We start from the raw sequence: 378 nt of genomic DNA, 5'->3' as shown, positions 1-378 counted from the left end.
CCGACGCCATCCGCGCCGCCGGTGACGCCGAACCCCGGGTGGCGGCCGTGCTGCTCGAGGCGCTGCAGGGCGAAGGCGGTATCCGCCCGTCGGACATCGCCTTCCTGCAGGACGTGCGGCGCCTGTGCACCGAACGCGGCTGGCTGCTGATGATCGACGAGGTCCAGTCCGGCATCGGCCGCACCGGCAAGTGGTTCGCCCACCAGTGGGCCGACATCGTGCCCGACGTCATGACCCTGGCCAAGGGCCTGGCGGGCGGCGTCCCCATCGGCGCGATGCTGGCCGCCGGCCCCGCCGCGGGCGTGTTCACCCCGGGCAGCCACGGCACCACGTTCGGCGGCGGCCCGCTGGTGTGTGCGGCCGGGCTGGCCGTGCTGG

The 378-nt window shown here is 75.4% G+C and carries 1 protein-coding gene; it reads left to right on the top strand.

Translation table 11 applies throughout. The features are described from left to right. A partial coding sequence (locus U858_RS0133275) for an aminotransferase class III-fold pyridoxal phosphate-dependent enzyme (protein ID WP_029954782.1) occupies positions 1-378 on the top strand: 378 nt, incomplete at both ends.

Source organism: Achromobacter sp. DH1f, from assembly GCF_000633435.1.
GTDB classification, from domain to species: domain Bacteria; phylum Pseudomonadota; class Gammaproteobacteria; order Burkholderiales; family Burkholderiaceae_B; genus Achromobacter; species Achromobacter deleyi.
This window is presented reverse-complemented; position numbering and strand designations above follow the sequence as displayed.